Raw genomic sequence first — 21,093 nt, forward strand, 5'->3', positions numbered from 1 at the left:
TCCTCACAGGTAGCTGAGTGCGTTGAAGATGGTGCGTCGGGAATCGACGATGGCGCGCCGGCCGTGCATCACGCGCCGGTTGTCGATCATCACGAAGTCGTTGTCGTCCCATTCGATCGGGATGGTGACGGCGTCGGTCACGCGGATCACTTCGTCCATCATCGCGGCGGGGATCGGTTCGCCGCTGGCCGCCACCGTGATGCGCGGCTTCTCGTAGTTGTACGAAGGACCGAGAATGCTGTTGGCGAAGGCCGGCTGGCGGCCGATGGCGGAGACCAGCACGGCCGACACCGTGAAGTCGTAGCCGATCGATTCGTCGTCCGGGTGATAGGTGATGCGCGTGTTGGGATCGTCGCCGACGATGCGCGACAGATGCTCGAAGCTCACCCGGGCCGGATCGTCGAGATCGGGCGTGTAGTGCAGCACCAGCCGCTTCCACTTGTCGGCCTGCACGTTGCGCGAGTAGCGGATCTCGTGGTTCAGGAAGAACTCGCGGGTGGGCGCCGAGAGCCGCTCGAGCACGGCCACGCCGTCGCAGGCGGTGGTCTGCGAGCCGCGGCGCGGCGCCTCCTTGCAGTAGAACCAGGTCAGGTCCGGCCAGAACGGCGAGTTGCCGTTCTCGCAGTGCAGGCCCACCGCGTCGGTGCCGGCGTCCACCAGCTGGGCGGCGCCGCCTTCCATCGCGCGCGCCGGATCGAGGCTCAGCCGCGAGCTGTGGCGCTTGACGAAATCGCAGAATGCCTCAACCGACTGCGCGCCCTCGCGGAACAGCACGATGCCGGTCTCGGCCAGTTCGGCCAGCAGGTCCGCGGTGCGCAGCGCGGGCATGTCGCCGGCGGACAGATGCCTGATGGTGGTCTCAGGCGGGATGGTCTCAGACGGCAACGAGACGGCCTTGCTCATGATGGTGGTTCTCCTCGGAACGGGAAGGGGTGCCGCGGCGGGCCGCGTAGGCCTGGGCGATGTCGTGGCGCTGCGGGCGGCCGGTGACGGTGTAGAGGCGGCCGAGCAGCGAGCTGCCGCGCGGCAGCAGCCACAGCCGGGCGGGGCGCTCGATGTCGGAGAGGTGGTCGGCCATCCAGCCCAGCCACGGCGCGGCGTCGCTGGCCGGCGCGGTGTGCAGCAGGGCGACCAGCCCGTCCTCCTCGTCGAGGAACACCACCGCGTCGTGGATGCCGTCGAGCTGGCGCAGCGCCAGCTCCACCTGCTCCGGGCTGACGTTGCGGCCGTTCGGCAGGCAGATCACGTTCTTCTTGCGGCCGTTGATGAACAGGTAGCCGTCGTCGTCGAGCGCGCCGAGATCGCCGGTGTCGAGCCAGCCGTCGTCGGTATGCGCGCAGGCGCTCGGATCCTCGCCGGAGTAATGGCTGAACAGCGACGCGCTGCGGATCTGCACGCCGCCGTCGCCGCCGATGCGCACCTCGACGTGCGGCAGCGGGCGGCCGACGCTGCCGTGGCGGTTGCTCGCGCGCGTGTTGACGCTGACCACCGAGGCGTTCTCGCTGAGGCCGTAGCCCTGGAAGATCTCGACGCCGCGCCCGGCCAGCCGCGCCAGCACCTCGGCGCTCACGGCCGCGCCGCCGCAGGTGATGTGCGGTGCGTCGGCGCCGCCGAGATAGGCGGCGAGTTCGGTGTCGCCCTGTTCCAGGCGCGCCAGCAGGCGGTTGACGATCATCGGCGGCACCGTGCTGGCGCCGGGGCGCACGCGGCTCAGCCAGTCGATCATCGGGTCCGCGCCGCCGCCCGGTTCGCCCAGCAGCGGCACGCTGTCGGGCAGGAAGTGGACCGTGCCGCCGGACAGCAGCGGCAGATAGACGGCGGTGACCTGTTCCAGCAGCAGGCTCAGCGGCACCAGCGACAGATAGCGGTGATGGCAGCCGGGCGGCAGCGCATCGCGCAGCCCCAGCAGCGTCGTGGCGATCGCGCTCTCGTGGAGGCAGACGCCCTTGGGGCGGCTGGTGGTGCCGGAGGTGTGGATGATCTTGCAGATCCAGTCCGCGTCGAGCGCCGCGCGCGGCGCCGCGGGGGCCGCGCCGCGCGACGGCGCCAGCTGGTCCACCCGCAGCTTGCGCGAGGCCGCCGTGAGCAGCCCCCAGCGCTGTTCGAGCGTGGCTTCGCCGGGCTCGTCGAGCAGAAAGAAGTCGCACTTGGCGGCCAGGTGTTCGGCCTGCGCGCGCGTGAAGGCCTGCGGCAGCGGCAGGCTCGTGAGATTGGCGAACAGGCAGGCCAGATCGGCGATCACCCAGTCGCTGCTGTTGCGGATCACGATGCCGACCACCGGCCGCGTCGCGGCGCTCGCCGGCAGCACCTGCGCGAGCAGCCGCGCGGCCAGCGTGTAGGCCGCGTCGGCCAGCTCGCGGCGGTTCAGGCGCCGCCGCACGCCGCCGTCGGCGTCGTGATCGACGCAGGCGAGCCGGTCCGGGTCGCCCAGCAGCTGCCGGTGCAGTTGATGGCCGAGGCTCACGATACGGTCTCCAGCTGATCGGCGTGGCTGCGGCTGATGAAGTCCATCGAGGTGGTCATGTGGCGCAGCAGGGCGCGATGGTCGGCAACGTGGATCAGGCCGGTGACCGGACGGTTCGCGTAGTAGCTGCCCCAGGCGTGCCCGGCGCCGGCCACGCGGGCGGGATCGGCTTCGCAGATCGGCTCGAACTGGATGTCGTAGTTCTTCAGCAGGCCGGCGACCTTGGTGGTGACGGTGCAGAGCAGCGCCCGCGCGCCCATGCACCAGGCCAGCAGCGGCACCAGCTTGATGACGCTGGCCGAGGCACTGATGTCGTTCGAGATCAGGTTGCCGATTTCCGCGATTTCACTGCGGAAATACTCGACGCGCCAGGTATCGTGAATGACGGCTTCAATCGGCTTTTCAAGATATTGCTCGGAAAACAGCGGTGTCGGCCCGGCAAACGTGATGCCGGCGCACGCGAGAATCCGCTGCGCATCGTCGATCGCAACGACGAAATTTTCAGGATTGGGTTCGACCTGGGCTTCATAGGCGATGCGGTACTTTTTCTTCACTGCACCGGCCGCAATCGTCCATAACGCCGTGCCCTGCTTTGCCACTCGGATCTTCATCACATCTCCCGTGAGTTTGCTGAAAATCGACGAGGGCCATGATGAACCGGCGGCCAAATTCCTGTGGCGCATTAATTCGATTTTTGTATTTGAATTTTAAAACTATTTTTCCCATATTTTGCGCAATTCGTGACTAACGAAATGGGTGAAATTACCGGAACGGAAAACATCCGGAATAAATGAAATGGATGAATTGACGGATCCCGCGATTGCGCCGCGGATTGTTTCGTCAAAAGGGGCCGAGGCCGGGCCGGGTCGGCAATTCGTGGTGAGTCGCGCGCAGCGGTTCGGTCTTTTCTGCCGGTTCGAAAATCCGGAATCGTCGATGGGGCGGCCGATAAGGGATGGCGAAATCACGAATCAATGATTCAGCGCTTCGATATTCGCATCGACCGCATGGCTTGCCGGCCACCGGCCGGTTGGATTAACGGCAGGATCGATGGCTTCACATCCTGATCCGGTCGTGAAATGTCAAAGCTTGCTAAAATCGGCTCGCTGTCCGGATATTCTGTTTCGGGCGCATCGGGGCGCATCAAATGGCCGGCCCACGCCGATGCGGCAATCTTCCGCCAATACCTCGATCATCGGCACGCCGCGAAAAATGGACAAGACGGTGAAAAACGCGCAGCCGCCGATTCCGCGTTCGGGCGATTGCGAAAAAGCTGATGACAGGTTTGAAATTTTCAATTGCTTTTCAGCGTCGAGGCCGATCTAATGCGCAATCATTCCTCCATGCAGAGAGCGAAAGCATGACGCAATCCTCCCGCACGCCCCGCCGCGTGCCGCTGATCCTGGCGCTGGTGCTGGTCGGCCTGAACCTGCGGCCGTCGATGGCCGCCATCGGTCCGCTGCTGACCTCGATCCGCAACACCATCCCGCTCAGCTACACCGTGGTGTCGCTGCTGACCATGCTGCCGGTGCTGGCGATGGGCTTCGCGATGTTTCGCGGCGCCCGGCTGGCCGCGCGCTGGGGCGAGCACCGCGTCATCGCGGTCGCGCTGCTCGTGATCGGCCTCGCCAGCCTGGCCCGGCTCCATGCGTCGACGGCGCTCGACCTGATCCTGAGCGCCGTGGTGGCGGGCATGGGCATCGCCATCATCCAGTCGGTGATGCCGGGCATCATCAAGAGCCGCTTCCCGAACGCGGTCGCGCTGCTGATGGGCGTGTACGTCACCGCGATCATGGGCGGTGCGGCGCTGGCCGCCTCCACCTCGCCGTTCATCGGCGCCTGGCTGGGCGACTGGCAGCACGCGCTGGCGGCCTGGTCGGCGCTGGCCGCCGTGGCGCTGGCGGCGTGGTACGCGATCCGCGGCGACATCGTTTCATTCGACGCGGCCGACACCAGCGCGGCGCTCCAGGAGGAATCGCTCGCGGCGCGCCCGCGGGCCTGGCTGCTCGGCATCTTCTTCGGGCTCGGCACGGCGTCCTATACCTGCGTGCTGGCCTGGCTGCCGCCGTTCTACGTCGAGCAGGGCTGGTCCGACACCCATGCCGGGCTGCTGCTCGCCTACCTGACCAGCATGGAAGTGGTATCCGGGCTGGTGATGCCGGCGCTGGCCAGCCGCCATGCCGACCGCCGCCCGGTGCTGCTGCTGGTGCTGGCCTCGGTGATCGCCGGCTTCGTCGGCCTGATCCTCGCGCCCGTCGCCTATCCGGTGGTGTGGGCGGGGCTGCTCGGCATCGGCATCGGCGGGCTGTTCCCGCTCAGCCTGATCGTGGCGATGGACCACATGGACGCGCCGCGCCGCGCCGGCCAGCTCACCGCGTTCGTGCAGGGCGTGGGATACCTGATCGCGGCGCTGTCGCCGCTGATCGCCGGCTTCATCAAGGACGTCTCGTCGAGCTTCACCGAGGCGTGGCTGCTGCTTGCCGTGGTGTCGGCCGGCATGACGTTCATGGTGCAGCGCTTCCGGCCGGCCGACTATCCGCGCCACTTCGCCGTGCGATCCGCTCCGGCCGCGGCCGAGCGCTAGACGGCGGCGCAGGCGCGGATCAACTGCTGGCGCAGCCAGGTATTGGCCTGGTGGTTCGCCAGCGCCGCGCTCCAGACCATCTCCAGCGTGAAGTCGGGCATGCCCTCGGGCACCGGACGCGCGCCGATGTTCGGATACTGCCGCCTGACCCGCTCGTGAACCCGCTGCGGCAGCATCAGCAGCAGGTCGGTGCCGGACAGCAGCTCGATGGCGGAAAAGTAGCTGTTGGCGCGCGCCGAAATGGTGCGATGGCGGCCCTGCGAGCGCAGCCAGTCGTCCACCATGTTGGCGTCGGAAATCCACGGCGTGGGGAACACGTGCCGCCGCGCCAGCATCTCGTCGAGCGGCAGCGGGCGCGTCGCGTCGGGGCCTTCCTGCACCACCAGCAGCCGGTCGCGAAGCAGCTGCTGGGTGGCGAGGCCCGGGTGGGGGCGCCCCGGGCCGAATACGACCGCCAGGTCGATCCGGCCTTCGATCACGTCTGTATAGGGCAGCTCCTTTTCCGGCTTCTTGATGTTGATCGAGACGTGATAGCCGGCCTCGAGAATGTTTTTCATCAGCGTCGGCATGATCAGGATTTCGAAATAATCGGGCGCGTAGATCGTGAACGCGGCGCCGTTCTCGCTCGGATTGAAGACGGTCTCCTCCTGCACGCACTCGGCCATCTGGTTCAGGATGCTCTGGATTCGCGAGGTCAGCGCCTCGGCCTTCGGCGTCGGGCTCATGCCGAAGCGGGAGCTGACGAACAGCTCGTCGTGAAAGCAGCCGCGCAGGCGCTTCAGGCAATAGCTGATGGTCGACTGGCTGACGCTGAGCCGCTCGGCGACCTCGGTGGCGCTGCGGTGCTTGTAGATCAACTGGAAGATCATCAGATCCTGAAAGTCCAGCTTGCGGACGCGATTGTTGAGCAACATGTTGGCCGATCCCTGATGGATATCCGTGTGACGTGGCGAACGACGATCGTTTTCAAGCGGCACCGCCCACGCGTGCCGGGAAGCGATTGGAACGAGCGGCGAGCCGGCCCGGCGGGGCCGCCCTGCGGCTGGATTTGCGGCTGGTTTGCGGCTGGTTTTTAGCGGACCCGCGTCGCGAGCGCCGATCGCGCCGGCACGGAAATCGCCGGGGCCGATGCGATCGGCACGCCGGTCGTCGGCCGTGAAGCGCGGGCCGCGACCGGCTTGCGGCCTGCCTCAGCCGGGCCGTGGCGCGCGCGGGGCGCGGGCCGTCGCGCGGGCGTTGCGAGGCGTGCCGCGCGGATCGGGAGCGAGGGGGCTGTCGGGACCGGAGGGGGCCGGCGCGAGGCCGCATGCACCGGAACGGAGCGGCTCGCGGCGCGTGGCCGCCGGCGCGTTTGCGCGATTGCGAAGCGCCTTGCCGAACCGGGAGGGGGCCGAGGCGAACGCCGTCGGGCCATTGAACGCACGCATGCATGGCTGCATCACTTCGGTCGCCTCCGTATTCATTTCGAGCGCCGTGCTGGCATTCATGGCGCAATCCTTACCCGGTTGCCTCCCGCCCGATCGGTCGAGATATCCGACGGTCCGCGGGGCGGCCTTCGTGAGGCTGCCCCGGCGCATTGACGACGGATGGCACTGTGTCGGAAGCGTGACCGTAATCCAAGGATCACAAGCAGAATACAGAAGTCGGCGTGTGAGCGTGCTATCGAAATGATCGCGGCGGAGCCGGCCTGTCCGGCCCCCGACGCGGGCCGCGCGGCGCATCGCGCGTGGGCGCGCGGCGCACGACGATTCGGTTTCTGAACCGCCTTGCCGGGCCGGTCCGGGCAGTGAGAAAAAGTGTGGGTTTGCTGAGAAATGTCGAGAAAGGCAGGTCGGCAAAGACGCGCCGGCCGCCGCGCGCGCCCAAGCCGCGAACCGGTGGTTGTCGAATCCGGCACGCGGCGCCGGCGTTTCGCGACACGCACGGATCGGCACCACGACGCGGCGGATCCGTGATCCACGAAACCCCGCGGGGAACGCATCGGCAGCGCGTCGCGCGAGGGTATCCGCGCGCGCCGATAAGCATTCGTGCAACGCGTTCATTACCTTTGCCGGATTCGTTATTGGAGGCGCCGTTGCCGGTTCGATAGATTCGACGGATCGTCCGGCGGACGGCGGGCGGCGGCCGTCCGCGATCCGCCGGTTCCGCCTCGCGCGGCACTTTCCGACCGGAGACATCGAGCATGAGCCAGCCCATCCGCTTCAACGCGTTCGAGATGAATTGCGTCGGACATCAGTCGCCTGGGCTCTGGTCGCATCCGCGCGACCGCTCGTGGCAATACAAGGATCTCGAATACTGGACCGATCTCGCGAAGACGCTCGAGAAGGGGATCTTCGACGGCATCTTCATCGCCGACGTGATCGGCTATTACGACGTCTACCACGGCAGCAACCACCATGCCCTGCATCAGGGCGTGCAGATTCCCGTCAATGATCCGCTGCAACTCGCCGCGCCGATCGCGCTCGTCACCGAGCATCTCGGCATCGGCATCACCGCGTCGACCTCGTTCGAGCATCCGTATACGTTCGCGCGCCGGCTTTCCACCGCCGATCACCACACGAAGGGCCGGGTGGGCTGGAACATCGTCACGTCGTATCTGGAGAGCGGTGCGCGCAACGTCGGCCAGACCGGGCTCGCCGATCACACGAACCGCTACGAGATCGCGGCCGAGTACCTGGAGGTGCTGTACAAGCTGTTCGAGGGGAGCTGGGAGGACGGCGCCGTGCTGCGCGACCGCGAGCGCCGGATCTTCGCCGATCCGGCGAAGATCCACGAGATCCGCCATCGCGGCAGGCATTTCGACGTGCCGGGCTATCACCTGTGCGAGCCGTCTCCGCAGCGCACGCCGGTGCTGTATCAGGCCGGCGCCTCCGGGGCGGGCAAGGCGTTCGCCGCGCAGCACGCGGAGTGCGTGTTCGTCGCCGCGCCCACGCGTGCCACGCTGCGCGACTACGTGGCCGACATCCGGCGGCGAGCGGCCGAGGCCGGGCGCGATGCCGACGCATTGCTGATCTACACGCTGGTGACGATCGTGGTCGACGAAACCGACCAGAAGGCGCAGGCCAAGTTCGACGACTACCAGCGCCATGTGTCCTACGACGGCTCGCTGGTGCTGATGTCGGGCTGGACCGGCATCGACTTCGGCCAGTACGCGCCGACCGATCTGGTTCGACACGTCGAGACCAACGCGATCGTGTCGGCCGTCGAGCACCTGGCGGGTGGCGACAAGCGCTGGACCATCGACGAACTGGCGCGCTTCGGCGGCGTGGGCGGACTGGGGCCGGTGTTCGTCGGCTCGCCCGCGACGGTCGCGGACATCCTGGAGGAATGGCGCGAACACACCGGCGTGGACGGCTTCAACCTCGCCTACGCGCTCGCGCACGAGACGTTCGAGGATGTCGTCGAGTACCTGGTGCCCGAATTGCAGCGGCGCGGTGTGTATCCGACCGCCTATCGGCCCGGCACGCTGCGCGAGAAGCTGTTCGGCCAGGGGCCGCGGCTCGGCGAAGGGCATCCCGGCGCCGCGTACCGCGACCTGTCGCGCTTCGCGCAGGATGCCTCGGCGGCGGCGGAGGACGTCACGGCCGCCCGAGGCGTGTCAGGTGGGCGTGTCAGGCAAGTGTCGGCGTGAGGCGAAGCCGGAACGAAACAACCCGGCCCACGGTGACGGACCGTGGGCCGGGCGGAGGCCGGCCGTGCTCAGATACGGCGATCGCGGCGCGCGGGGACGCGCACCGGGCCGCGAGCGTAGCTCGTGGCGGCCTTCAGCTGCAGTTGCGACTGGAGCTCGAACAGGGCCCAGACGTCGCGCATCATGGCGCCGATTTTCGACAGGAACGAGGTGGAGGATTGACGCGAGGCGGCTTGGTTTTGGCGGAAGTTCGACATGATCGTGTGCAGGAAATGGACTAGGGTTGTTGCTTAGGTGTTAACCCTAATCTAGACCTCGGCTTGCCCAATGTCAAAAGATTTCGATGGAAGCCGCGAGGCGACGATCTGACCGTTGCGGAAACGCCGCGCCCGGCGCCGGCGGCGTGCCGTTTTCCGTGGCGACCCGCCTGGGAAGCGGTGCATCCGGCCCCGTTTCGCAACATTCCGCCCCGGACCGACGGCGTCCGCTGCGTCGCCTCGACCCGTTCAGCCCGCTCGGCGATAGCCGTAAGCCGCCCGCAAGCGGTCGTAATCGTAGAAATGGCTGCTCGGCGCGATCCGCGCGCCATCGCAGATGGCCGGGAAATCAGTCTCGCGTTCGTTGTAGAGCATCCGCACGATCCGGTGCGTGCCGTTGCGGAACACGTCCCATTGCAGGTTGGCGGCCATCGGCGAGACGCGGCTGCCGCGCCACGGATTCGTGTCGTAGGCGTAGGTCCGCGCGGCGGGCTCCGGCACGAACACGCCGTCCAGCTTCAGCCGCGACGCGAACGCCATGATTTCCTCGCCGTGCGTGAAGCGCAGCGCCACGGCGGGGCCGGACGCGCTCGCCTCGATTTGCGCGAAGAAATCGTCGAGCAGGATCGTCGCCACGCGATAGGTGACCGGGTTCGCCTCGCGCAGGCCGGGGCCGTTGCGATAAAAGTCGGCCGCGTCGCGCAGGTAGGCGAGATGGCGGGCTTGTGGCGCGGCGAGGTAGGTTTCCATCGCCACGCCGTTGGTTTCGGCCGTCAGCGCGGGCGCGACCAGCAGCAGGTTGTAGAGCAGATGGACGGCGTCGGCGGCCGAGCGGAGGGTCGCCCGGCCGTCGCCCTGCACGGTGTTGCTGAAGCCGGTGTCGGGCGCCGTGAACGTGTGGGTGCCGAGGTTCGCGAACCGATAGCCGTCGCCGCCGAGCTTCGCGGCGAAGCCGGGCGTGACGAGCGTGGCGAGCACCGCCCGCGCGACTTCGCTGGCCTCCGGCGAGGCGTGCAGCGCGGCCAGCTTCGCGCCGATCGCCGGATCGGCCGCGTGGGCCTGATACGCGAGGCTGTCCCGCCAGGTCGCGTAGCGCGGGTCGAGCGGGTCCGTCACGAGGTCGGCGTCGGCCTTCAGCGCGTGGAAGTAGAGCAGGAAGCGGTCGGCGGTGGCGGGCGCGATCGACGCGGCGAGCGCGGGCCGCGCCGCGACCAGCGCGTCGGCGAAATGACGCGCGCTGTCGACGGCACGCCCCTTGCCGGAATGGACCACCCGCACCGCGTGCGTGCCGTCGAACAGCGGCGACATGCGCCGCAGCAGCCGCCCGGCCAGCCCCCGATGTTCGCGGATGCCGGCCTGGGTCAGGTTGCCGTAGCCGGGCTTCGCGACACCGGCCATGTCGTGGCCGAGTAGCGCGTTGGCCCGCATCAGCGCCAGCGTATCGGCCTGCAGTTGCCGGCCGAGGTCGGTCAGCGCGCCGTCCGCCTCGGCCTTCGACAGCATCGCGTGGAGCGCGCCGTCGTACTTGAGGCTCGCGAGCCCGCGCGAGCCGTGTCGCGCGACCAGCTGCGTACTGATCGGCAGGTAGCCGGACGGGATTGCTTCGTAGCTCGAAGCATCCTGTTGCGGCCGGTAAGGCGTTTTCGTCTGATAGAAGCCGTCGTCGGCGCTGTCGGCCGGGCGTTCGTTCGCGGCGGTGAGGATATCGCGGGAGGGCGGGGTGGGGGACGTGCGGGCAATCATGTCGGCGGCTGGCTGGCGGCCGCGAACCAGTCGTGCGCGAGCCGGCGGTGGAAGGAATCGGGCCGCGCGCGAAGCGCGAGCCTTCGCCAAGTCTAGCAGTCCGACGCCGGCCGGCGACGCGATGGCCGACGTGGGGCTTGCACAATCTCAAAATGCGCGCGCGTCCCCGCAGGCGCGGCACGCCGGACTTCAGCTGCCGAAATAGATGTTGCAGAAGCTGGCCGGGCCGACGCAGGCGTCGGGGTGGCGCGCCGGTGCCTGGCGCGACGATTGCGAGGCGTGGGCCTTCGGCGCCGGCTGGTCGGCGCCGCCGGTCGCGGCCTGTGCCTGGGCGAGGCAGGCGGTGGAAACGAGCAGGGCGGCGAGAGCGAGGTGCAGCGATTTCATGTCGGGTTCTCCTGAGTGAGTGCCGTTGTTGTTGCAGCGGTGTCGTCACTATAGGAGCGCCCCTTCGATCGATTAAGCCGTCGCGATGGATAGCATCTTTCCATTCCGCGAAGGGATCGAAGCCGCGCCGGCCCGGTCAGCCGCCACGGCGGCGGCGTTGCGCGCGCACGAACGGCGCGTCGCGATCGAGCAGCGCGCTGCGCACGAAATGCAGGCCGGCCAGCACGCGGCGCATCTGCCGGCGCGGCTCGGGTGCCGCTTCCCAGGCGGGTCGCGCGCGCTGAATCGCGCGGATCGCCAGCTCGACGGAACGTTGCGTGCGCAACAGCCTGGCCGGATCGACGGGATCGGGCGCCTCGAACAGCTCGGGCAGCAGGCGCAGCACGCGGCGCAGCGGCACCAGCCAGCGCGCCTCGCCCGCCGCGCGCGAGCGCGTGAACGGCTGCAGGTCGGCGCGCAGGTCGATCACCGCGTGGCCGATCTCGAGCGTGACGAGCAGCCAGCGCAGCGCGATGCGATGGCGCGCCGAGCGCTTCAGCAGCAGCTGGCGCAGATGCGAGGTCAGTTCGTGCGCGCTGGACTGGAAGCGCGCGTGCAGCCCGTCGAGCGGCGCCTCGCAGGCCACGCGGATGCGCCCGCGCAGGTCGCGCTGGATGCGCTCGCTGAGCCACGGCATCTCGGTCGGGAAGATCACCGCAAATACCAGCGCGGCCGCGAGCATCGCCGCCACCACGGCGAGGCCGTTGTTGAGCAGCAGGTCCGGCGCGTAGACGATCCGGTTGTCGGGGCCGGCCAGCAGGCAGAAGAACACGATGAAGCCGACCCCGTAGCCCGACAGCCTCGGCCGCGTGGTCATGAACACGCCGGCCGCGAGCAGCGGCGCGAGCGCCGCGCAGAGCAGCGTGAAGCCGTCGATGGCGGGGTACACGAAGCAGAGGTACAGATAGCCGGCCAGCGTCGCGAGCGCGGCGCCGGCCCCCATCTGCGCGACGAAGCGCGGCGCGCGCGGCGAGGTGGAACTGAGCGCGCAGGCGATCGCGGCGGCGATCGTGGCGAGGCCGCCGCTCGGCCAGGCGGTGGCGAGCCAGAACGCGCCGACCGCGCCGATCACGACAAGGCTGCGCACGAACGTGAAGGCCACGAACACGCCGTTGGTGCGCACCTCGTAGCGCGGCGCCATCTTGTCGAGCGCGCCGGTGTCGTGGGCCAGCGACGCATGGGTGCGCGCATAGCCGGCGAACTCGGCGACGAAGCGCGTGAGCAGTTCGATCGCGGTGTCGAAGTCGAGCAGGTCGCCGGGCGCCTCGGCCTCGATGGGCCGGCGCGCGGCGAGCGCCGCGGCCGGCAGCGCCGCGAGCAGTGCTTGCAGACCGGCCAGCGCGTCGGCCGGGCCGCCCGCGTGGCGCCGGGTGCTCGGCGTGGCGGCGTCCTGGTCGGTCCCGTCATGCAGCCGGCCGAGCGTGGCCGCCAGCGAGCCGAACAGCGGCGCGAGCGCCGCCAGCACGGCCGCCGCGCGCCGATGCACGAGCCGCTTGTGCAGCTGGCGCAGCGCGTGCAGCCGCGTGCTGGCGCTGACGAATTCGTCGTTGAGCCGCGCCAGTCGCCGGCTGCGCGCGCGAATGCGCGGGTCCTCGAACGACGCGTAGGCGCGTATCGCGTCGAAGCCGACGATGTCGTCGATGAAGTCGGCGAAGCGCCGCTCGAACTCGCCGCGCGCGAGCCGGCCGTCGAGCGCGGCCACCGCGAACGCGCAGAACCGCAGGTGCCGCGCCTGCAACGAACGCATCAGCGTGCGGCTCGAGCTGAGCGGCAGCACCAGCGCGCTGACGGCGGCCGAGCAGACGATGCCGACGCCGACCTCGGCCGCGCGCGTGAGCGCCGAGATGAAGAGCGCGTTCGGCGTCTCGACCGCGGGGATGCCGATCAGCGCGGCCGTATAGCCGGCCAGCACGTAGCCGTACCAGCGGAAATGCCGGTTGCGCACCGCCGCGGCGATGCACGCGCCGATCCACAGCGTGATGCCGGCCATGTACAACGCCGGCTGCTGCGCGAACAGCCCGCCGAGCGCGAGCGCGGCCACCAGCCCGACCGCCGTGCCGATCACGCGGTAGAAGCTCTTGGCGAACACCATCCCGCTCATCGGCTGCATCAGCACGAACACGGTGGTCATGGCGATGCGCGGCTGCGAGAGCTCGAGGCGCATCGCGATGCCCATCGCGAGCAGCGCGGCGCCCACCGTCTTGGCCAGATGCACCCACACCAGCGCGTCGGATCCGGCCCAGTCGCGCAGCGCGCGGCCGGCCGGCGCGAGCCGGCCGGGCCAGCGGCGGATTTCGGCGGCACGGCTGACGGACGCTGACGGAAGTTTCATCACGGGACACGCGGAGACGATGGCGGCACGGGGATTCGTTCGGCACGAGCCGGCAGGCGCCGCGCCGCGATGCACGGCGACCCGATGCGGCGCAGATTGTAGGGGCGCGGCGCGCATTCATTAACGCAAATGCGGGGAAACCAGAGTTGCCGCGCAGGTAACAATCGTGTCCGCGACGCGGAGGACAATGGCGCCTTCCTTTCGTACCGAAGTCGTTCCCCACTCATGGACACGTTGCAGAACATGCGGGTATTTGCCCGCGTGGTGGAAGCCGGCAGCTTCACGGCCGCCGCGCTGTCGCTGAACTCGACCACCGGCGCCACCTCGCGCGCCGTCACCGAACTCGAGGCGCGGCTTCGCACCCGGCTGATGAACCGCTCGACGCGCCGGCTGTCGCTGACGCCCGCGGGCGAGAGCTACCTGCTGCGCTGCCGGCAGATCCTGGCCGACGTCGACGCGGCCGAGGAAGAGGCGAGCCGCGCGCACGAGCGGCCGTCCGGCGTGTTGCGGTTGCACAGCTTCGCGAGCATCGGCCAGCATTACGTGCTGCCGGCGCTGACCAGCTACCGCGAGCAGCACCGGGACGTGTCGGTCGAGCTGACGCTATGGCAGCGCATGCCCGACCTGTTCGACGGCAGCAGCGACATGGCCGTGGTCACCGCCTCGTCGCTGCCCGACTCGGAACTCGTCTCGCATCGCCTCGGCGAAACCTTCAACATCCTCTGCGCGTCGCCGTCCTACCTGCGCGAGCGCGGCGCGCCGTCCAGCCCGTCCGAACTCGTCGATCACGACTGCCTGATGCTGCAGACGCCGGCGTTCCCGACCCACGACTGGCTGCTGGAGAACCGCGCCGGCCAGGTCGAGCAGATCCGCGTGAGCGGCCCGGTCCAGACCAACACGGCCGAGTCGCTGGCCATCGCGATCCGTGACGGGATCGGCATCGGCATGCTGCCGCTGTACGCCGCGATCGGGCTGCTGCGCGACGGCTCGCTGATGCGCGTGCTGCCCGCGCATACGCTGCAGCGCATGAGCATCTACGCGCTGTATCCGTCGCGTCGCTTCGTCGATGCGAAGGTGCGCACCTGGGTGGAGTTCCTGCGCGCCGACCTGCCCGACCGGATCGCGCGCGACGAGGCGATGCTCGCCTCGCTCGACGCGCGGATGCGGGCCGCGCTGGCCTCGACGCGGCGCCCCGGCGCGCCCGACGTGACGGGCGAGGCCGGGACCGCGGCCGGGCGCTGAGCGCCGGCGCTCACTGCGCGCGCTTGCCCGCGTCGGCGCCAGCCGCGGCGTTCGGGCCGTAGGCATTGCGCGCCGCTTCGCTCGCGGCCAGCTTCTTCGCGGCCAGCCGCTGTTCGGCCGCGAGGATGTCGTTCGGATACGACGAATCGTTGCCGTGCGAGGGCTGGTAGCCGACCGATTCGAGATCGACGAGATCCTGCACGACCTGCGCGCGGGTCAGGCCGTGGCTGGCGGCCTGGGCATGGGAGAGGGCCGGCGCGGCGATCAGCAGCGCGGCGGTGGTCGAAACGACGAGTGATCTGGCATTCATGACGTGGCTCCTTGTAGTGATCGGGATCGGTGTGTCTGCAACGATCGAACCGATGAATGAAGTGTAGGGAGCCGGTGCGCCGGAAAACATCGGGCGGCCCGGCAGGCAGCTTTCCGGATCACGCAACAGTCGGCGCGGCACGCGCCATGCCTCGCGCGCGCATTTTGGCGGGTACGGCGTTTGATTAGAATGAAGGCCGGCCGGCGTGCCGGCACTCATCGCCGTCACGGCGCCTCACCCATCGCCACGCCCGGCCCGGCCGCCCCCACGCGGCCGGCGCCGCCACGACAGGAACGACCATGAAGATCGTCAACGCGACGCTGCGCCGGCGCAGCGGGCTGCACACCCTCGAACTCGACGGCGCGATCATCGCGCGCATCGATGCGCAGGCCGCGCGCGTCGCGCCGGCCTCGCCCGACCACATCGACGCCGACGGCCGCCTCGTGATCGCGCCGCTGGTCGAGCCGCACATCCATCTCGACGCGGTGCTGACGGCCGGCGATCCGGAATGGAACCGCAGCGGCACGCTGTTCGAGGGCATCGAGCGCTGGGGCCAGCGCAAGGCCACCATCACGCATGCCGATACCAAGACGCGCGCCCACGCGGCCATCGCGATGCTGCGCGACCACGGCATCCAGCACGTGCGCACGCACGTGGACGTGACCGACCCGACGCTGGCCGCGCTGGCCGCGATGCTGGAGGTGAGGGACGAGGCGCGCGAGCTGATCGACCTGCAGATCGTGGCGTTTCCGCAGGAGGGGATCGAATCGTTCGACGGCGGCCGCGCGCTGATGGCGCGCGCGATCGAGATGGGCGCCGACGTGGTGGGCGGGATTCCGCACTTCGAGAACACGCGCGAGCAGGGCGTGAGTTCGGTGAGGTTCCTGATGGATCTGGCCGAGCGGCACGACTGCCTCGTCGACGTCCATTGCGACGAGACCGACGATCCGCATTCGCGCTTCCTGGAAGTGCTGGCCGAGGAGGCGCGCGCGCGCGGCATCGGCTCGCGCGTGACGGCCAGCCATACCACCGCGATGGGCTCCTACGACAACGCCTATTGCTCGAAGCTGTTCCGGCTGCTCAAGCGCTCGGGCATCCACTTCGTGTCGTGCCCGACCGAGAGCATCCACCTGCAGGGCCGCTTCGACACGTTTCCGAAGCGGCGCGGCGTGACGCGCGTGGGCGAGCTCGATCGCGCCGGCATCAACGTCTGCTTCGGGCAGGATTCGATCCAGGATCCGTGGTATCCGCTCGGCAACGGCAACATCCTGCGCGTGCTCGATGCGGGAATGCACATCTGCCACATGATGGGCTACGACGACCTGCAGCGCTGCCTCGATTTCGTCACCGACCACAGCGCGGCCGCGCTCTCGCTCGGCGAGCGCTACGGGCTCGAGGCGGGGCGGCCCGCGAACCTCGTGGTGCTCGACGCGAGCGGCGACTACGACGCGCTGCGCCGGCAGGTGAAGCCGCTGGTGTCGGTGCGGGCGGGGCGCGTGATCTTGCGCCGCGAGCCGGAGCGGATCAGTTATCCGGCGGCGGGCTGAGGCGGCGCTCGCCACGGCGACGCCGTCCGGTCCGGTCGGGCATGCCCGCTCAAGCGGATCAGGCGCGCCATTGATCGAACCCCCGCTTCACGCCGTCAGGCGCGCAGCACCTGCTCGACGCCGGCCGCCACGCGCAGCACGCGCGCGTCGTCGAGCGCGAGGCCGCCGACGCTGAGCCCGACCGGTGCCGCGCCGGCCGGCGTGCAGGGCAGCGACACGGCGCAGCCGTCGAGAAAATTCACCACCGACGGGTTGCGCAGCACCAGCGCATTGGTGGCCGAGAAGCGCGCCGCGTCGGTTTCGAGCGGCGCGACGGGCGGCGGCACGATCGGCACGGTCGGCATCAGGAACGCGTCGAAGCCGTCGAGCGCGGCGCGCGCCGTCTCGATCGCGGCGGCGCGCGCCGCGAGCAGGTCGAGATAGTCGGCGGCGCCGGCCGGTTCGCCCACGCGCAGCCGTGCCAGCACGCGCGGATCGTAGTCGCCGGCGCGCGTGGCGAGCGTCGCGCGGTGGGTGGCGTAGGCCTCGATCGGCGAGAAGCCGAAACGGTTGATCGCCGGCAGCGCATCGAGCAGCGGCAGCGCGAGCGGCGTGAGCCGCGCGCCGGCCCGCGACAGGCGGCCGAGCGTGTCGTCCCAGGCGCGCGCGACGGTTTCGTCCATGCCGTCCGTCACGTAGCTGGCCAGCACCGCGAAGCGCAGGCCGGCGAGCGGCGCGGCGGCCGGCGCGAAGCCGCCGGCCTCGACCGGTTCGCCCGCCAGCAGCCGGTCGAGCAGCGCGCAGCAGGCCACCGTCGGCGCGATCGCGCCGGTCGAATCGAGCGTGGTGGAAAGCGGAAACATGCCGCGCGTCGTGATCCGGCGCGCGGTGGGCTTGAAGCCGGTGAGCCCGCAGAACGCGGCCGGGATCCGCAGCGAGCCGCCGGTGTCGCTGCCGAGCCCCGCGGCGGCCATCCCTTGCGCGACCGAGGCCGCGGCGCCCGACGACGAGCCGCCGGCCACGCGCGGCTCGTCCGGCCCCCACGGCGAACGCGGCGTGCCGTGCCACGGGTTGACGCCGAGCCCCGAGAACGCGAACTCGCTCATGTTGGTGCGCCCGACCAGCACCGCGCCGGCGCGGCGCATCAGGGCGACCGCGGGCGCGTCGGCCGCGGCGGGCGGCGCGTCGTCGAGGACGCGCGAGCCGGCGCGCGTGGGCTGCCCGGCCACGTCGAACAGGTCCTTGACCGAGACCGGCAGCCCGGCGAGCGGCGAGAGCCGCACGCCGGCGCGGCGCAGCGCGTCCTGCGCGTCGGCCTGGCGGCGCGCGGCGTCGGCATCGACGTGGCAGAACGCGTGCATGCCGTCGCCGCCGGCCGCGGCGATGCGCTCTAGCGCGGTGTCGACGAGCGCGCGGCTCGTGGTGGTGCCGGCATCGAGCTGCGCGGCGAGCGAGAGCAGCGGGGCGGCGGGCGGGAAGGTCATCGGGGCGTCTCCTGCGGATCGGATTCAGAGAATGGGCGGCACGCGCCGCCGCGGGCCCGGGCGCCGGAGCGCCGGCACCCGGGGCGGTGTTGCGGCGGCCGGCCTCGCGGTTCAGGCCACCACCGGCAGCGCCGTCACCTGATAGCGATGGCGCAGACGCCGGTCGAGCACCGGGTCGTGCAGTTCGAGTTCGAACGCGTCGCCGCTCGCCATCGCCGCCAGTTCGCCGTGGACCGCGAGCGTGCCGCTGAACATCGCGCTGCCCGCCGGCAGCGCGCCGGCGTCGCGATCGGCGTAGCGCCGCCACAGTTCGGCGGGCGGCAGCAGGCCGTCCACCGGGCCTTCCTGGTAGCGGCGCCGCGTGCCGTCCGCCGCCACGAAGGTCGAGCGCAGCACCAGGCGGTCCCAGTGCGCGGCCACCTCGGCGTAGCGCCATGCCTCGCGCGCGAGCGGCTTCGCGCAGACCTGCTTCGACACGGCCACGCTGTAGGCCTCGGTCTTGCGGTCGGTGTGGTCGGAGCCGATCGTCACGAGCGTGCCGAGCGCGCTGTCGAGCAGCACGCACTCGATCTCGCCGCTGGTGTCGGTGCCGAGCACCTCCACGGCCTCGGCCTGCGTGAGCTGCCGGGCGGCCACGCGATAGAAGCACGGCGTGCTGGTGGGCGGGGCCACGCCGAGCGCGGCGAGTTCGTCGATGTGGGCCTGGATCGCGGCGGCGTCGCGGCCGGCCCAGCCGGCGATCACGAGCGTGTCGAGCGTGACGTCGAGCGTGCGCGAGGGGCCGCCGAGCGGGGAAACGGTAAAGGAAAGCTGGGTCATGATCGATGGCGGGAAGTGCGGGGCCGGCTCGCGCCGCGCGTGCCGCCGCGCCGTGTCCTGCCGTGCCGGAGCCGCGCCGTGGGACGTGGCGCACAAGCCGGCGAGGGCGGACGGCGAACGGCGCGCGGTGGCGCGGGCCGGCCCGGGGCGCGGCGCGAGCCGCGGGAAAGGCCGGCTCAGTCCTCGAGCGTGCGATGCGCGGTCTCGCGCGCGGCCAGCAGCGCGATCGCGGTGACGGCGAGCGCGAGCGTGACGTAGCACGAGACGGCCAGCGTGGTGTGCCAGTGGCGGAACAGCGCGACGATGATCAGCGGCGCGAAGCCGCCGCCGAGAATGCCGGCCAGCGTGTAGGCCAGCGACGAGCCGGCATAGCGCACGCGGGTCGGGAACTGCTCGGTGACGAAGGCCGCCTGCGGCCCGTACATCACGGCGTGGATCACCAGGCCGATCACCACCGCCAGCACGATCCAGCCCGGCTTCGAGGTGTTCACCAGCGAGAAGAACGCGAAGGCCCAGACGATCGCCGCGAGCACGCCGCCGAGGTAGACCGGGCGCCGCCCGAGCCGGTCCGACAGCGCGCCGAACAGCGGCACGGTGAGCGCGTTGCAGGCGGTGCCGCACAGCACGGCGGTGAGCGCCAGCGAGCGCGACAGGTTCAGCACCGTGGTCACGTAGGTCAGCGTGAACACCACGATCAGCGCGTACAGCACGTCCGAGCCGATCCGCGAGCCGCCCGCCACCAGCAGGCGCCGCCAGTGCCGCGAGAACACCTCGGCCACCGGCACCTTGACGGTGGCGTGCGCCTCGCTGAGCTTCTCGAAGGCCGGCGTCTCGCCGACGCCGCGGCGCACCCACAGCCCGAACCCCACCAGCAGCACGCTGGCCAGGAACGGCAGGCGCCAGCCCCACGAGAGGAACGCATCGGACGACACCGACAGCGTGATCAGCGCGATGAAGCCGGTGCCCAGCAGCGTGCCGAACGACGGCCCGACCTGCGCCCACGAGGCGTTCAGCCCACGCTTTTTCTGGTCGCCGTGCTCGACGGCCAGCAGCACCGCGCCGGCCCATTCGCCGCCGAGCGCGATGCCCTGCACGAAGCGCAGGCTCACCAGCAGGATCGGGCTGACGATGCCGGCCGCCTCGTAGGTCGGCAGCACGCCCATCAGCGCGGTGGTCAGGCCCATCAGCAGCAGCGTCAGCATCAGCACCGCGCGCCGGCCCAGCTTGTCGCCGAGGTTGCCGAACACGAAGCCGCCGAGCGGCCGCGAGACGTAGCCGACCGCGTAGGTCGAGAACGCCAGCAGCGTGCCGGCGAGCGGATCGACGGACGGGAAGAACAGGTGGTTGAACACCAGCGCGGCGAGCGTGTTGTAGACCGTGAAGTCATACCACTCGAGCGAGGTGCCGATCATGCTGGCGGTGGCGAGCCGGCCGCGTCCGGCGCGCGGGGGCCTGGCGTTTTCCGACGGGCGGGTCTCCGGCAGGTGGGATTCCGTCGGGCGGGCGAGTGAATTCATGGGGTTCTCCATCAGATGAGGCGGCGGGGCCGTACCGGTTGCGGCGGCCTCAGGCCGCGAGGCGCCACAGCAGGTCGAAGCCGCGCACGCCGGCCGGATCGAGGTCGGCCAGCGCCGCGAGCCGCGCGGCAGCCGCGTGGACGCTCCCGTTCGTGCTGCCCTCGACGAGTACCAGCGCGTCGCCGGGCGTCGTGCGCGCGGCGGCCTCGCCGTGTGTCGTTGCATCGCCGCCGGTCGCGAGCGGCGCGGACAGCGAGGCATCGGTGGCGAACACGCGGACGGCGTGCAGCCCCGGCGTGCCGCGCGCCGCGGCGCCGGCCGCTTCGCGCCAGGCCGCCGCGGCGATCGCCGCGGGCGGCGCGACGAACAGCGCGAGCCGGCCGCCTTCGCCGGCACCGGTCTCGAACACGAGTTCGCCGACGCGGCGCTGCGTGTCGCGCATGCGCGCGAAGCTGCGCAGCGACCAGTCGGTCTGCACCGTGAACGCCCGGCGGTACGCGTCGCTGCGGAACACCGCGAGCGCCTCGGTCTCGTAGAGCGCGAGATAGCGGCGCGCGCCGCCGTCGTTGGCGAGGAAGCGCCGCGCATGGCGGAAGCCGGCGATCGCGACGCGCTCCTGCATGTGCTCGCGGTCGTACCACGCGTTGAAATCGTCTTCGGTTCGGGCGTCGGTGTCGGTCCAGATGCAAAGCTGGCCCGGGCGCCTGGTCGGCTGGTCGCTCATCGCGGCATTCCTGCGTAAGGTTTCGGACAGGCGC

The 21,093-nt window shown here is 70.3% G+C and carries 19 protein-coding genes and 1 pseudogene; 7 read left to right on the forward strand and 13 right to left on the reverse strand.

The features are described from left to right. Nucleotides 1–3 precede the first annotated feature (3 nt). Genes bpln_RS24145 through bpln_RS34430 form a run of 3 tightly spaced genes read right to left on the reverse strand, consistent with a single transcriptional unit; the run spans nucleotide 4 to nucleotide 3,075 of the window. Nucleotides 4–903 carry a TauD/TfdA family dioxygenase gene (locus bpln_RS24145; protein ID WP_055140222.1) on the reverse strand — a complete coding sequence of 300 codons (900 nt, stop codon included), beginning with the start codon at nucleotides 901–903 and terminating at the stop codon, nucleotides 4–6. Beyond that, nucleotides 875–2,464: an AMP-binding protein gene (locus tag bpln_RS24150; protein WP_208459443.1), complete on the reverse strand. Its 1,590-nt coding sequence runs from the start codon at nucleotides 2,462–2,464 to the stop codon at nucleotides 875–877. Before bpln_RS24150 ends, bpln_RS24145 begins: the two co-directional genes overlap by 29 nt. Then, entirely contained in the window at nucleotides 2,461–3,075 is a 615-nt protein-coding gene (locus bpln_RS34430) for a thermostable hemolysin (protein ID WP_158336087.1), read from the reverse strand. The genes bpln_RS24150 and bpln_RS34430 overlap by 4 nt, the downstream gene beginning before the upstream one ends. A gap of 184 nt (nucleotides 3,076–3,259) precedes the next feature. Here bpln_RS34430 and bpln_RS36060 point away from each other — a divergent pair, with 184 nt between their 5' ends. The 3 genes from bpln_RS36060 to bpln_RS24155 all read left to right on the forward strand — a co-directional run bounded on the left by bpln_RS36060 (nucleotide 3,260) and on the right by bpln_RS24155 (nucleotide 5,048). Then, a complete protein-coding gene (locus bpln_RS36060) occupies nucleotides 3,260–3,442 on the forward strand; it encodes a hypothetical protein (protein WP_148654151.1) in 183 nt (60 codons plus the stop codon). Nucleotides 3,443–3,514: 72 nt separating this feature from the next. Further along, complete coding sequence (locus tag bpln_RS36065; RefSeq protein WP_209444940.1) at nucleotides 3,515–3,790, forward strand: hypothetical protein; 276 nt, start codon at nucleotides 3,515–3,517, stop codon at nucleotides 3,788–3,790. Between the two features lie 34 nt (nucleotides 3,791–3,824). Beyond that, nucleotides 3,825–5,048, forward strand: a complete 1,224-nt coding sequence (locus bpln_RS24155; RefSeq protein WP_055140223.1) for a cyanate transporter — start codon at nucleotides 3,825–3,827, stop codon at nucleotides 5,046–5,048. Here the strand turns inward: bpln_RS24155 and bpln_RS24160 are convergent. Beyond that, nucleotides 5,045–5,962, reverse strand: coding sequence for a LysR family transcriptional regulator (locus bpln_RS24160; protein WP_055140224.1), 918 nt, complete (start codon nucleotides 5,960–5,962; stop codon nucleotides 5,045–5,047). The two genes, bpln_RS24155 and bpln_RS24160, sit on opposite strands and share 4 nt — an antisense overlap. Nucleotides 5,963–6,370: 408 nt before the next feature. On the opposite strand from bpln_RS24160, the pseudogene bpln_RS37940 reads away from it, so the two are divergent. Beyond that, nucleotides 6,371–6,628 (forward strand): annotated as a pseudogene (locus bpln_RS37940) (hypothetical protein); the annotation flags it as partial. Between the two features lie 602 nt (nucleotides 6,629–7,230). Further along, on the forward strand, nucleotides 7,231–8,679 hold the full coding sequence (locus tag bpln_RS24165; protein WP_055140225.1) for an LLM class flavin-dependent oxidoreductase: 1,449 nt from the start codon (nucleotides 7,231–7,233) through the stop codon (nucleotides 8,677–8,679). A 68-nt stretch (nucleotides 8,680–8,747) separates the two neighbouring features. Here the strand turns inward: bpln_RS24165 and bpln_RS24170 are convergent, their stop codons facing one another. The 4 genes from bpln_RS24170 to bpln_RS24185 form a co-directional block, all read right to left on the reverse strand. Then, nucleotides 8,748–8,936: a hypothetical protein gene (locus tag bpln_RS24170; RefSeq protein ID WP_042627764.1), complete on the reverse strand. Its 189-nt coding sequence runs from the start codon at nucleotides 8,934–8,936 to the stop codon at nucleotides 8,748–8,750. Between the two features lie 249 nt (nucleotides 8,937–9,185). Beyond that, nucleotides 9,186–10,679: a histidine-type phosphatase gene (locus tag bpln_RS24175; RefSeq protein ID WP_055140226.1), complete on the reverse strand. Its 1,494-nt coding sequence runs from the start codon at nucleotides 10,677–10,679 to the stop codon at nucleotides 9,186–9,188. Nucleotides 10,680–10,868: 189 nt separating this feature from the next. Next, nucleotides 10,869–11,066, reverse strand: coding sequence for a hypothetical protein (locus bpln_RS24180; protein ID WP_055140227.1), 198 nt, complete (start codon nucleotides 11,064–11,066; stop codon nucleotides 10,869–10,871). Between the two features lie 136 nt (nucleotides 11,067–11,202). Beyond that, nucleotides 11,203–13,437, reverse strand: a complete 2,235-nt coding sequence (locus tag bpln_RS24185; RefSeq protein ID WP_055140228.1) for an FUSC family protein — start codon at nucleotides 13,435–13,437, stop codon at nucleotides 11,203–11,205. Nucleotides 13,438–13,662: 225 nt separating this feature from the next. Here bpln_RS24185 and bpln_RS24190 point away from each other — a divergent pair, with 225 nt between their 5' ends. After that, nucleotides 13,663–14,679, forward strand: coding sequence for a LysR family transcriptional regulator (locus bpln_RS24190; protein ID WP_042627767.1), 1,017 nt, complete (start codon nucleotides 13,663–13,665; stop codon nucleotides 14,677–14,679). Nucleotides 14,680–14,689: 10 nt separating this feature from the next. Here the strand turns inward: bpln_RS24190 and bpln_RS24195 are convergent, their stop codons facing one another. Beyond that, nucleotides 14,690–14,989, reverse strand: a complete 300-nt coding sequence (locus bpln_RS24195) for a DUF4148 domain-containing protein (RefSeq protein WP_042627768.1) — start codon at nucleotides 14,987–14,989, stop codon at nucleotides 14,690–14,692. Between the two features lie 299 nt (nucleotides 14,990–15,288). Here bpln_RS24195 and codA point away from each other — a divergent pair, with 299 nt between their 5' ends. Further along, a complete protein-coding gene (gene codA / locus bpln_RS24200) occupies nucleotides 15,289–16,536 on the forward strand; it encodes a cytosine deaminase (RefSeq protein ID WP_042627769.1) in 1,248 nt (415 codons plus the stop codon). A gap of 95 nt (nucleotides 16,537–16,631) precedes the next feature. On the opposite strand, the gene bpln_RS24205 is transcribed toward codA, so the two are convergent. The 4 genes from bpln_RS24205 to bpln_RS24220 all read right to left on the reverse strand — a co-directional run bounded on the left by bpln_RS24205 (nucleotide 16,632) and on the right by bpln_RS24220 (nucleotide 21,059). After that, complete coding sequence (locus bpln_RS24205; protein WP_055140229.1) at nucleotides 16,632–17,999, reverse strand: amidase; 1,368 nt, start codon at nucleotides 17,997–17,999, stop codon at nucleotides 16,632–16,634. A 111-nt stretch (nucleotides 18,000–18,110) separates the two neighbouring features. Further along, entirely contained in the window at nucleotides 18,111–18,818 is a 708-nt protein-coding gene (locus bpln_RS24210; protein WP_055140230.1) for a DUF2848 domain-containing protein, read from the reverse strand. Nucleotides 18,819–18,994: 176 nt separating this feature from the next. After that, nucleotides 18,995–20,335, reverse strand: a complete 1,341-nt coding sequence (locus bpln_RS24215; protein ID WP_404991040.1) for an MFS transporter — start codon at nucleotides 20,333–20,335, stop codon at nucleotides 18,995–18,997. A gap of 49 nt (nucleotides 20,336–20,384) precedes the next feature. Then, complete coding sequence (locus bpln_RS24220; RefSeq protein ID WP_055141203.1) at nucleotides 20,385–21,059, reverse strand: DUF4286 family protein; 675 nt, start codon at nucleotides 21,057–21,059, stop codon at nucleotides 20,385–20,387. Nucleotides 21,060–21,093: the final 34 nt, after the last annotated feature.

The sequence above is a fragment of the Burkholderia plantarii genome, assembly GCF_001411805.1.
In the GTDB taxonomy this organism is placed as follows: Bacteria; Pseudomonadota; Gammaproteobacteria; order Burkholderiales; family Burkholderiaceae; genus Burkholderia; species Burkholderia plantarii.